Source organism: Streptococcus sp. 4094, from assembly GCF_013277125.1.
Lineage (GTDB): Bacteria > Bacillota > Bacilli > Lactobacillales > Streptococcaceae > Streptococcus.
This window is the reverse complement of record NZ_VMMI01000008.1, coordinates 42,427-53,409: the sequence shown is the minus strand read 5'-3', so window position 1 is coordinate 53,409 and position 10,983 is coordinate 42,427. Positions and strand designations below refer to the sequence as shown.

At 36.1% G+C, this 10,983-nt stretch carries 11 protein-coding genes and 1 other annotated feature; all 11 genes read right to left on the bottom strand.

The genetic code is table 11. The features are described from left to right. The 11 genes from HT721_RS01980 to HT721_RS01930 all read right to left on the bottom strand — a co-directional run bounded on the left by HT721_RS01980 (position 1) and on the right by HT721_RS01930 (position 10,870). Positions 1–567, bottom strand: a complete 567-nt coding sequence (locus HT721_RS01980; RefSeq protein ID WP_125386827.1) for an aminodeoxychorismate/anthranilate synthase component II — start codon at positions 565–567, stop codon at positions 1–3. Next, positions 564–1,925, bottom strand: a complete 1,362-nt coding sequence (gene trpE / locus HT721_RS01975) for an anthranilate synthase component I (RefSeq protein WP_173213111.1) — start codon at positions 1,923–1,925, stop codon at positions 564–566. The genes HT721_RS01980 and trpE overlap by 4 nt, the downstream gene beginning before the upstream one ends. Before the next feature lie 134 nt (positions 1,926–2,059). Beyond that, on the bottom strand, positions 2,060–2,215 hold the full coding sequence (locus tag HT721_RS01970; protein ID WP_173228781.1) for a hypothetical protein: 156 nt from the start codon (positions 2,213–2,215) through the stop codon (positions 2,060–2,062). Positions 2,216–2,218: 3 nt separating this feature from the next. Continuing rightward, positions 2,219–3,397, bottom strand: a complete 1,179-nt coding sequence (gene trpB / locus HT721_RS01965) for a tryptophan synthase subunit beta (protein ID WP_173213112.1) — start codon at positions 3,395–3,397, stop codon at positions 2,219–2,221. 64 nt (positions 3,398–3,461) lie between these two features. After that, positions 3,462–3,693, bottom strand: a binding site (T-box leader). Between the two features lie 214 nt (positions 3,694–3,907). Further along, a complete protein-coding gene (locus HT721_RS01960; RefSeq protein WP_000410752.1) occupies positions 3,908–4,903 on the bottom strand; it encodes a LacI family DNA-binding transcriptional regulator in 996 nt (331 codons plus the stop codon). A gap of 124 nt (positions 4,904–5,027) precedes the next feature. Then, positions 5,028–5,429 carry a hypothetical protein gene (locus tag HT721_RS01955; RefSeq protein ID WP_345890557.1) on the bottom strand — a complete coding sequence of 134 codons (402 nt, stop codon included), beginning with the start codon at positions 5,427–5,429 and terminating at the stop codon, positions 5,028–5,030. A 160-nt stretch (positions 5,430–5,589) separates the two neighbouring features. Continuing rightward, complete coding sequence (locus tag HT721_RS01950) at positions 5,590–6,300, bottom strand: MgtC/SapB family protein (protein WP_001149044.1); 711 nt, start codon at positions 6,298–6,300, stop codon at positions 5,590–5,592. A gap of 2 nt (positions 6,301–6,302) precedes the next feature. Further along, the gene (locus tag HT721_RS01945) at positions 6,303–7,994 is read right to left on the bottom strand and encodes an iron ABC transporter permease (RefSeq protein ID WP_138707339.1); all 1,692 of its coding nucleotides are present in this window, start codon (positions 7,992–7,994) and stop codon (positions 6,303–6,305) included. Between the two features lie 11 nt (positions 7,995–8,005). Then, entirely contained in the window at positions 8,006–9,016 is a 1,011-nt protein-coding gene (locus tag HT721_RS01940; protein WP_033679773.1) for an ABC transporter ATP-binding protein, read from the bottom strand. 102 nt (positions 9,017–9,118) lie between these two features. After that, a complete protein-coding gene (locus HT721_RS01935) occupies positions 9,119–10,186 on the bottom strand; it encodes an extracellular solute-binding protein (protein WP_000738376.1) in 1,068 nt (355 codons plus the stop codon). Positions 10,187–10,210: 24 nt separating this feature from the next. Beyond that, the gene (locus HT721_RS01930; protein WP_000793811.1) at positions 10,211–10,870 is read right to left on the bottom strand and encodes a DUF1868 domain-containing protein; all 660 of its coding nucleotides are present in this window, start codon (positions 10,868–10,870) and stop codon (positions 10,211–10,213) included. Positions 10,871–10,983: the final 113 nt, after the last annotated feature.

Here is a 10,983-nt window from a genome sequence, read left to right as displayed (position 1 = left end):
TCACTTTACAACCTTCTCGATAAAATTCCGAATAGAAGACAAGCCATCTGGCGTTCCGATACTTTCTGGATGGTACTGGAAGCCATAAATTGGAAGTGTTTTGTGTTGAATTCCCATGATGGCTTGGTCATCAGTCGAACGAGCTGTCACTTCAAAGTTTTCTGGCATTTCTTCAATTAAAATACTGTGGTAACGCATGACCGCACGGCCATCCTCGATACCTTGATACAAAACAGATGGCGCTTCAAAGCTGATATTGCTCTGTTTCCCATGCATGACTTTTGGAGCCAAACCTAACTTACCACCAAAGACTTCTGCAATGGCTTGGTGGCCCAAACAAATCCCAAGAATCGGCTTCTTGCCAGCAAAATCACGAATCATGTCTTCCATCTTTCCAGCATCAACTGGCCAACCAGGACCAGGAGAAAAGACCAGTCCATCTGCTTTTTCAGCTTCTTCATACAGCTTGGGATCATCATTTCTCAAGACCTGAACTTCTGCAAAATTCCCAATGTATTGGGCCAAGTTATAGGTAAAAGAATCATAGTTGTCAATCAATAAAATCATGGTCTTAGTTCTCCAATTCTAGTCATAGATTTTGCTTTGTTAATGGTTTCTTGGTATTCGTTTTGGGCGATGGAGTCGTAGACAATCCCTGCCCCAGCCTGAACATAGGCTATTTGATTTTTGAGAATCATGGTTCGGATGGCAATGGCAAAATCCATATCACCTGTCGCAGACAAGTAGCCGATTGCTCCTGCGTATACGCCCCGTTTTTCCGTTTCCAGTTCATAGATGCGTCTCATCGCCCGAATCTTTGGTGCTCCAGAAACTGTTCCAGCAGGAAGTGTTGCTTTCAAGGCATCCATGGCAGTGAGTTCTGGAAGCAAACGCCCCTTGACCACACTGGTCAAATGCATAACATAACGGAAGAGCTCCACTTCCATATACTTAGTGACTTGGACACTGGCCGTTTCAGCGATTCGGCCGATATCATTACGCCCCAAGTCTACCAACATTCGATGCTCTGCTGTTTCCTTCTCATCCGAAAGCAGGTCTGTCGCCAAAGCCTTGTCTTCTTCATCCGTAGCGCCTCTTGGTCGTGTCCCTGCAATCGGATTGGTTGTCACGATGCCATTTTTGACAGAAACCAAACTTTCTGGACTAGCTCCGATGATTTGATAATCCCCAAAATCATAGAAATAAAGGTAATTAGAAGGATTAGTCACGCGGAGATTTCTATAGAAGTCAAATGGATTTCCAGTCACTTCTGCTGAGAAGCGTTGACTAAGTACACATTGGAACATATCCCCGTTACGAATCAAGTCACGAGCCGTTTCCACCATTTCCTCAAACTTCTGAGGAGCGATATGCGGTTTGAAGTCCAGCGGAGATAGATCCAAGTCTTCAAATTCATTTGGAGCAGGAATGCGTAATTCCTCAAGCACTTGGTTCAAGGCTTTTTCCAAGTTTTCTTGACTGCGCTTGCTATAAAGAGCATCCTCGATGACATGGATTTTTTCCTTCTTGTGGTCAAAGACCATGTAACTCTCATAGACGAAGAAATGCATGTCTGGCGTTCCAATTGTATCTTCAGGAATTTGACCAATTTCTTCATAAAGCGAAATCATATCGTAACCCACAAAGCCAATTGCCCCACCACCAAAAGGTAGGTCTGAATGGTGCTGGCTCTTATGAGTCACTTCATAAAGGAAATCCAAGGGATCCCGATCAATCACTTGACCATTTTGATAGAGAACTCCATTTTCAAACTTAATCTCAAAAACTGGATTATAAGCTAAGATAGAAAAACGAGCTGTTTCCTTGTCTCTCGGAATACTTTCTAAAATAACCTTGTGTTGCCCCTTTAGACGCATATAAGCCAAGATTGGTGATAAGACATCTCCATGAATGATTCGTTCCATTGTAATTTCCCTTTCAGTTCTACTTCTAGTCCGTGGCGACTGTATGAAAAATCCCCACGCAAAATAACTTGCGTGAGGACGAAATTCGCGGTGCCACCTCAATTATAGGATTTCTCCTATCTCTCATGCCTGTCTCAGAAACCTCCTGTAACAGGCTGTGCGATAAAGGGCACTCCCTTGAGAATTATGTTTTCTTCTCTCGTTTCAGATGGACCCAACCTTACAGCTTTCTCTGCTTGTTTCCAGCAACCACAAGCTCTCTGGGAAAGAAATAACTGTAATTTTTCCATCTATTATTTTTTAGCTTCTAGGTAGTCTGCAATCGCAGCTACGTCCTTGTCTCCACGACCAGAGACATTGATGAGGATAATGTCGTCTTTACTTAGTTTCGGTGCACGTTTAACTGCTTCTGCGATAGCATGCGAACTTTCAATCGCTGGGATAATTCCTTCAGTCTTGCTGAGAAGGAGGAGAGCCTGAACAGCTTCTTCGTCTGTCGCAGCCACATATTCCACGCGACCTGAATCTTTGAAGTAGGCGTGTTCTGGGCCAACCCCTGGATAGTCCAATCCAGCTGAGATAGAGTAAACTGGAGCTAGCTCTCCATCTTCCTTAAAGACTGCATAAGTCTTCATACCATCAACAATTCCGATACTACCTTTTGTCATAGTAGCTGCGTGCTTGTCTGTGTCAAGTCCGTGACCAGCAGCTTCAACCCCAACCAATTTGACTTCTTCATCAGCCACATACTGAGAAAAAGCACCGATGGCATTAGAGCCACCACCTACACAGGCAATAACGTAGTCTGGTAAACGACCTTCTTTTTCTAAGATTTGACGGCGAGATTCTTCACTGATGACCTTTTGGAACTCATGAACAATGGTTGGATATGGGTGAGGTCCCACAGCAGATCCCAGAACATAAAAGGCTTCAAGGTCATTCATCCATGCTCCAAAGGCTGCATCAACCGCATCCTTAAGAGTTCGTGTCCCTGTTTCAACTGCATGAACAGTTGCTCCCATCATCTCCATACGGAAAACATTGAGACGTTGACGCTCCACATCCTCTGCCCCCATGTAGACATCACAGGCCATACCAAACTTGGCTGCAGCCGCTGCTGTCGCAACACCGTGCTGACCAGCTCCTGTTTCCGCAATCACTCGTTTTTTGCCCATGCGTTTAGCAAGAAGAATTTGTCCTAAAACATTGTTGAGCTTGTGAGAACCAAGGTGGTTAAGGTCTTCACGCTTGAGATAAATCTTAGCGCCACCTAAGTGATCTGTCAAACTTTCCGCAAAATAGAGCGGTGTTTCGCGACCTGAATAGTCCTTCAAGTAATGACGAAATTCTGCCAAAAACTCTGGATCATCCTTGTACTTTTCAAATGTCACTTCCAACTCATCCAACAAAGCCTGAATCGGCGCCGGTACAAAACTACCACCAAATTGTCCAAAATAACCTTTAGTTGTCATAAAATTTTCCTCTTTCTGTATTGATTTCAAGATATGAAAAAGCCCACACACAGAAAACAATCTGTGTGAGGGCGTTGGTAACGCGGTGCCACCTCAATTGTAAAGGGACTATTCCCCTTTACATCTCTGCCTTGTCTAACAACAAGTTGCACTGTAAGGTGTGCGCACCGAATTTTCATTGTTTCAAATTCATTTTTAAAATCAGCCCACTTTCACTACTTTCAACCACCTGTTCACAATCACCACAGGCTCCCTGAAGATCAAAAATAGTTACTTTTCTGATTTGTTGAACTTATTTTAATACTTTGTTTTTTCTTTGTCAAGACTTTTTTACAATTTTTTTGAAAGATGTGTGATTCGAATGTGATAATGTCTTTAGTAAATCGAACGTGAAAATGTCCCACTTGTTAGAAATTGGATCCAACTCAATAGAAACTGAATAGATGCTAAACAGAACTTACTTTAGAACACTCCATCTTTTCCATTAGGATTTTCAAGAATTAAACAATACTAGAAACTCTGTCTCCTAACAAGTTTAGTAGAAACTTCAACAGATGTGACACTTTCCCCCTTTATAATTGCTAATACCCCTTCAATCATTTCTTGAGCTAATTTAACATAATTAGGAGAAATTGTAGATAAAGCAGGAGTGTAATACTGTGAAATTGGAATATTATCAAATCCAACAACGGATATATTATCCGGAATCGCTATTCCTTTTTCGTAACACGCACGAATTAGTCCCTGAACTTTTTCATCGCCTGAAACAAATATAATATCTGGATAATTTCCAAAAGACAAATCATTCACAGCAAAGGAATAAACTGACTCTATTGTAGTTAAACCATAAACTACCTTCAAATCCATAGAATAATTATTATCCTTTAAAAAAGTTCTCACTCCTCTCTCTCGATCCTTATTTACATAAGACTCACCTCCCATAAGTAACCACATATCTTTAAAATTCTTTTCCAAAACTACTTTCATCATATCATAAGTAGCTTGAAAGTTATTGTTAGATACGTAAACTACTCCAGGTGTTTGAGACTCTCCAAAGACAATGAAAGGCATATTATTTTTCTTTAAATATTGGATTCGAATATCATTCTCCCCCTCATAAAAGACAATCACTCCATCTACAAGGCTACCAATACTTGAAATAATTGAATTACTAATCGAATCTTCCTCTCCAAAATATTCAACAATAGCATTTACTCCAAATTGTCTACAAGTTTGTAAAACTTTATCTAAAAGTGTTTGAAACCAGATTAAAGGAAAAGAATCAATCTTCTTCACAGATATTAAAATATTCGTGGTTTCTTTCTTCGTTAAATTCTGAGCATAGGCATTTGGAATATAGGATAACTCATCGATGACTTTTTTTATGGCATTATAAGTCTCAGGTTTTACTCTATTCCCTCCATTTATTACACGTGAAACTGTCTTTGGAGAAAAACCAGACAAACGTGCAATATCATATATCGTTACCTTTTTCCCTTTTTCCATTAAAATACTCCTGTCATAAACCTTCACTATAACTATACAATATTTAAATTATTTTAACAAGAAAATTACATTCTAATCTTTTAATCTAGTTTACATCTGGAGGAAATACTTCACTAAATCTACATTAACTTTCAGTACTAGTAACATAAATTTTACAATTCAATTCACTGTTTTGTACTATTTTGTAAACTGCATTACAAATCACCGTATAAGAAAATACACTACCTGAAAATTCCAAGGAATCATTTTCAGTAAATCCTTCTGTATTTAGAAATGTATTCATTATCTGTTCAATATAACACTCTAATATGGGAACAGCTTTCTCCTTAACAATAACATTTCTAAGCATTTCTTCAAATGGTAAATGACAAGCGAACACCATCTCACAAACATCATAAAATGAATGGAAGTGGTATACCTGTATGAGATTATAGTCATCAAAATAAGTTATTTTTCCTGCATCAAAATCCACTTTATATACTCTCAAATTAGTTAAATCCTTTTCTTCAAAAATTATTATGGACACCTCTAAAAACTACCGATTTTCTATTTTTATTGCTCAGAAAACGTTGATACATCAATGTTTAAAAGTATTGAAATTGAGTTTTTAGATGTGCCCTTATATTTCTTATTATTTAAAGAAAACAAAAGGACTAGAATAATCCGTCCCTTTGTTTATCCCTAGATTAGCTGATTTCCTCAACATAAATCACACCAACAATATTAGCAATTTCTTCCATTAGTTTAAGGTGCTCAAATCTACCTGATAATTCCAGAGTAATAAATGACGCGATTTTTTTGTCTGGAACATCAAAATATTCAATTCTTTCTGAATTAACATCTCCAAATGCAGTTCTAGAATCAGTCATTCTAATGCCATTCTCAGCACAGTATACTAGTACCCGATTATATGCCTCTGTAGATCTAACAACGATATACAATTCGATTATCTTTGAACGACTTTGAAGATATTTTTTTAAAGGTTGGAACATAGTTATAACACTCCAAACAGACATTGCTCCTAGTATGGCTCCTTCATAAAAACCAACACCAATAGCTAGACCGATTCCAGCTGAAGCCCATATTCCGGCTGCAGTTGTTAAACCAGTTATTTTCTTTTTATCTGTAATAAGTATTGTTCCAGCCCCAAGAAAACCAACACCTGATATAACCTGCGCACCTAAGCGTGTAGGATCTCCTGTACCAAATTTATAAGATACATACTCATTAGTCATCATAATTAAACATGCAGCCAGACAAACAATACTATGTGTACGAATACCTGCTGGTTGAGATTTACTTCCTCTCTCTAAACCAATTACACCACCAATAACTAATGAAAGTACAATTCTTAATACAATTTCGATATATGATAGTCCTAAGCTTGTTGCTTGCATTATTATTTCCTTTTTCTACTAACTGGTCTCTGAGTAAAGTATAAAACAGAACCAGAAATTATCATTAATACAATAGTATAAACGAATACAAGTGCTTGAGCATTTGAAGTTGCTGTTTCATCACCTGCTGAACGAATAGTTATACCCAGTGGTTGAGCTAATGGATGGTAAAGAAATACAGATAAGTCGAAGTCAGTTAATAAAGAGTTAAAGTTTAAAGCAATAACAGAGAGAACAACCGGTAAAATAAATGGAATGATAACCTTCATCATAGTATAAAAAGGTGAAGCACCCATACTTCTTGCTGCATCTTCCATCTCATCATCAACACTAAATAAAATAGCACGTACCATTCTATAAGAAAATGGGATTTTTACAACTATATATGCAATAAGTAGAATTACCAAACTACCTACCAAAATCTGATTCAAGACAAGAAATTGTGGCTGATTAAAAGTAAATAATAAACTTACTGCTAAAAGTGTACTTGGTAGTAACCAAGGAAGTAGAGCACCATATTCAAATAAGAAATCAAACCGAGATTTATGTTTTCTGACAACACGAGCAAATACAACTGCGAGAATTGTTGCTGTTGTCGCAGCAATAATAGAATAAATAAAGCTGACCAAGAATGGAGAGAATGCCGCACTATTACTAAAGAATAAGCGATAATTTTCTAAAGTAAAGTTTGATAATGTTAAGTTACCTGTTTGAATTGCAACTGGATCTGTAAATGAGTATAATACTATAAAAATTAGTGGAAGCATGAAAACTGTGAACAATCCATATGCTACAATGTGAGCAATGATATTCCAAGGCTTAGACGCAATTTTTTGTTTTTTAAGAGGCGCTTTAGTCTTAGAGATAGAAATATAATTTCCACCTTTTTCTATCTTGTTCATGATAGTAAGCAAAATTGTAGTTGCAATACCTAAAATAATTGCAAGTAGAGCAGCTAAATCACGAGAATTCCCCATCCCTGCAAATGTAATAATCATTGGATTTATAGTTTGAAATTCTTTACCACCAACAATCATGGGTGCTGCTACTGCAGATAAACCACTAAGAAAAACCATGATAGTAAGTGCAAATAGAGTTGGAATTAAGGTTGGTAACACTACTTTTCGGAAAACAGTAAATGGTTTTGCTCCCATATTTCGAGCAGCCTCAATAGTGTGATAGTCAACGCTTCGAATTGTATTTGTTAAAAACAATGTATGATTAGCAGTTCCTGAAAATGTCATAATGAATAAGACTGCACCATACCCAATAAACCAGTTAGGGTCTAAAGAAGGGATAATATTTTGTAAAAATTTTGTAATCAATCCATAAGGACCATAGACAAATTTATATCCAGTCGCTAAAACCACTCCTCCATAAATTAAAGAGGTCATATAACCTAATTTTAAAATTTTAGCACCTTTAATATCAAAGTATTCTGTAAATAGAACACAAAGAATACCTACGATATTAACTGTAATAATGAGTGAAAATGCCAACTTAAAACTGTTCATAATACTCTGAAGTGCCCTTTGAGATTTTAGAACACGATGTACAGCATCAAGGGAAAATTCTCCTCCTTTTACAAATACATTCACTACTAGATCAAAGTTTGGATAAATAATAAATGTTACTAAGAACCAGATTAACCCTAAACGAATAAGCCAATCTTTTAAATTTAATTTATGACGCATACTGCACCTCCTTAAAATTGCAGAACGTCTGATGGTGTGATAAATAATTCCACACTTTCTCCGACAGATCTAATAGCAGCCTGACTATCAATACTTGTTACATTAAGAATCTGACTTTCAGAAACTTTTATTGTATAGTGAATTGTAACTCCAGAAAACTCAACATCAATAATTGTCCCTTTTAGAATGAAATCTTGTTCAGTTTCACGATTGAATCGAACTTTCTCTAATCGAATGTATCCTTTTTTATCTTCTAAGAAAACGCTTGCATTTTTCAGTAATACTTCGTGGACTGTTTCATCGGTCAAAACATTAATATCTCCAATAAAATCACATACAAATTCAGTTTGAGAATTATGATAAATTTCTACTGGTGTACCGACCTGTTCGATGTATCCATTGTTAAAGACTGCAATTCTATCAGATAAAGTCAAGGCTTCCTCTTGATCATGAGTAACATATAAAGTAGTAATACCTAACTCTTTTTGAAGTCTTTTCAACTCTTTTCTCAAATCTACACGTAATTTTGCGTCAAGGTTTGACAATGGTTCATCTAGACAAAGAATTTTAGGTTCAAGAACCAGAGCACGAGCCAATGCTACCCTTTGTTGTTGACCCCCAGATAATTCTGATACATTACGCTGTAACTGTTGATCAGAGATCTTAATTTTTGCTGCTACTGCTGATACTTTTGCTTTAATAACATCTGGAGCTACCTTCTTAACTTTTAAACCAAATGCAATATTATCAAAAACAGTCATAGTTGGAAATAGCGCATAAGATTGAAATACAATACCAATTCCACGCTTTTCAGGTTCCAAATGAGTGACATCTGTTCCATTAACTTCAATACTTCCTGATGATGGATCTAGAAAACCTACCAATGCTCTCAAAGTAGTTGATTTACCACATCCTGAAGGTCCAAGAAATGTAAAAAATTCCCCTTCATGTATATCTAAATTTAGATTATCAATTGCAACAAAATCACCATATTTAATTTGAATATTATCAAATTTAATCATCTCACTAACTCCCTCTATTACTAAACCAAAAGCCTCTCTTTATTTCTTCCTTAAATTTAGAAATAATAGAGAGACTTGGACATAAAAATTAACTCTTATTTCTTATTGTACGTATTCTAATTCAGCTTTTTCTACCCATTCATCCAAATGCTTTCCAACAGCTTCCCAGTCAATATTTTGTGGTTTCACTTGATCAACAAATTTTTTCGTATCTTCAGGTAACTCTGTTAGGGCATCTTTATTTGCAGGAATAGATCCAAAGTTCTTACTATATTCTACTTGAATTTCTGATTGACCAAACCAATCAATAAATTCTTTAGCTAACGCTTGTTTTTTACTAGTGCTTAAAACCATAGTTTGTTCAGTTACAAATGGTACACCAATCTCAGGAGTCATAACTTTGAAAACAACATTTTGTTCTTTTTGTCCAACTAATGCACCAGAACCCCACATCATTCCATATTGTATTGGATCTTCTTTGTCTAACATCTTAACAATTGAACTTTCTCCCTTTTGAAGAGTGTATGCATTTTTCAAATATTCTTTTGCTGCTTCCCAACCTTTTTCGGAAACACCTAATTCACCTTTATCATCAAGGTATCGAACTAAGATACTTGCTAGAATTGCCCGTCCTGTACCACCTTGAAGACCAGAAATTGAATATTTACCTTTATACTTACTACCTAATTCAGTCCAATCTTTAGGCATTTCTTTTACATCAGGCGCCCCAATTAAAACTAATGGTTGAACAATCACAGGATTATAATAATTATCTTTATCTGATAAAGATTGATCAATTTTATCTAACCATTTAGGCTTGTACTGGACTAGTAATTTTTGATCTCTAATTTTATTTGAATCAACAGCACCAATTCCAAATACCATATCTGCAACTGCATTATTCTTCTCGGCAATAACACGGTCTGCTAATTGAGCGCCAGGAATATCAACCATTTTTATATTAAAACCAGCTTCTTTTGCTTTAGCAGTTAACCAATCACCACGACCATTTGAAACTGAGTTCGAATAGATTACTAATTCTTGACTTTTATCAGCTTTTTCTTCAGATGAAGAAGCAGTCGTAGAATTTGAACCTCCAGAGCAAGCAGCAAGTGTAGTAAGAGCAACTCCCGTTGCAAGTACAGTAGACCAAACTTTCATTTTTTTCATGATAAGTTCTCCTTTTTTATTATTTTATTTAAATTTTTCGTGATATGGAACAAATTGTCTCATATCTTCAAATACAGTATAGTCAATACGGTTTACAGTAATAGTTGGAATCTTCTCTAATAAGATTTCAGTTAATTCTGCTCTGACTTTAGTAAACTCTTCTTCCTCCTCTTCGGTTAGAGGAATCCGAAGATATCCAATTGAAATATGGAATTGATATCTATCATGATTAGGGAAACGAACACCTGCTTTTTCTGAAACATAAGTACGAATTTCTTCTAATCTCTTTGCAGAAGCTTCATCTGCAGGTTCAACTAGTATGTTTTGTTTTCCCATTTCAGTCACACGCATATGAATTTCTTCATCCAACAATGGAAAAATTTCAAGTTGTTTAGCAAAGTAATCATGTATTTCCTGTAAAGGTGTATCAAGAGGAAGATTACTGCTCCAAAACTCCGTTTCACGATTTTCATGGCACAACAATTCAATTACAGTCATGTGAATAGAATTCCTTGGAGTTAAAGTAAACTTATCGATAAATGGTAATTCTCTATAACGTGATTGAATAATATCAACAACTTCCATCAAATCTTGTTTAGTATAAAGATTTGCTACAACAGTATTTCCTGGAAAATGATTAAATTCTCCATTTTCTTTGAACTTAATTTTTGTTAGGTTTTTCATATAAAGACCCTCTTTTTTATATTTGACACCGGTGTCATCTATGCTTATATTATATAACGAAACCGTTTACTTTGTCAAGCGCTTTCAAACATTTTTTAAAAAAATTTATCTTT

Bases quoted from the DNA above. Each gene is read 5' to 3' on its own strand.
- HT721_RS01960 (WP_000410752.1), bottom strand. From the start codon at position 4,903: ATGGAAAAAGGGAAAAAGGTAACGATATATGATATTGCACGTTTGTCT.
- HT721_RS01945 (WP_138707339.1), bottom strand. From the start codon at position 7,994: ATGCGTCATAAATTAAATTTAAAAGATTGGCTTATTCGTTTAGGGTTA.
- HT721_RS01930 (WP_000793811.1), bottom strand. From the start codon at position 10,870: ATGAAAAACCTAACAAAAATTAAGTTCAAAGAAAATGGAGAATTTAAT.
- HT721_RS01940 (WP_033679773.1), bottom strand. From the start codon at position 9,016: ATGATTAAATTTGATAATATTCAAATTAAATATGGTGATTTTGTTGCA.
- HT721_RS01980 (WP_125386827.1), bottom strand. From the start codon at position 567: ATGATTTTATTGATTGACAACTATGATTCTTTTACCTATAACTTGGCC.
- HT721_RS01970 (WP_173228781.1), bottom strand. From the start codon at position 2,215: ATGGAAAAATTACAGTTATTTCTTTCCCAGAGAGCTTGTGGTTGCTGG.
- HT721_RS01935 (WP_000738376.1), bottom strand. From the start codon at position 10,186: ATGAAAAAAATGAAAGTTTGGTCTACTGTACTTGCAACGGGAGTTGCT.
- trpE (WP_173213111.1), bottom strand. From the start codon at position 1,925: ATGGAACGAATCATTCATGGAGATGTCTTATCACCAATCTTGGCTTAT.
- trpB (WP_173213112.1), bottom strand. From the start codon at position 3,397: ATGACAACTAAAGGTTATTTTGGACAATTTGGTGGTAGTTTTGTACCG.
- HT721_RS01950 (WP_001149044.1), bottom strand. From the start codon at position 6,300: ATGCAAGCAACAAGCTTAGGACTATCATATATCGAAATTGTATTAAGA.